This is a genomic window from Natrinema soli (assembly GCF_028618695.1).
Genome location: NZ_JAQIVI010000843.1, coordinates 1 through 643, shown reverse-complemented (window position 1 = coordinate 643; position 643 = coordinate 1). Strand labels below are relative to the sequence as shown.

2 pseudogenes are annotated in these 643 nt (G+C 51.9%); both read left to right on the top strand.

Annotation, left to right across the window (positions count from 1 at the left end):
- A pseudogene (locus PGX04_RS34015) lies at nt 1–248 on the top strand (RNA-guided endonuclease TnpB family protein); the annotation flags it as partial.
- A 127-nt stretch (nt 249–375) separates the two neighbouring features.
- Nucleotides 376–643 (top strand): annotated as a pseudogene (locus PGX04_RS34010) (hypothetical protein); the annotation flags it as partial.

Genomic DNA, 643 nt, shown 5'->3' with positions numbered 1-643 from the left:
GACCGCTCTCCGATAGTGGAGAGAAACTGTTACGGGACCTGTTGGATTCTTCCGCCGCTCTCTGGAACGAAGTCAATTACGAACGTCTCATGCGGTACAACGACGAGGACGGCTTCGATGGTGATGTGTGGGACGCCGATACAGGCCAACTCGAAGGCAAGTACAAAGGCGTACTTGGTGCATCCACTGCCCAGCAAGTGATACGCAAGAACAGCGAAGCGTGGCGCGGCTTCTTCGAGAACAGGAAGAAGTGCTCTGTTGAATAGGGGTACGGCGTCGGGGTAGGTGTGTTACAGCCACGAACAAGAGGTCGAAGGACAACATCTCAGAAACCAATCTTCATTCTTGCAACCAAGCCAGATAAGTACATGATTCATGGCTGCTAAACGAACCAGCCTATACTACAGTTTTCCCTCCTTGAGGGGTTGTAGAAAAGCTATTCAACAGGGCAGGAAGAAGTATCACGACGAGTCGGATACATCGGTCACTGAACACCCCGAACCACCCGGGTTTTGGGGTAACAAAGACGATGGACGCAAGCTGCATACCGTCATTCGCAACACGTCGTATACCATCGAATGGGACGACCGCTCCCGACTTGAGATCCTGGTAGGGAGCGAGTTGAAAACCCGATACAATCACA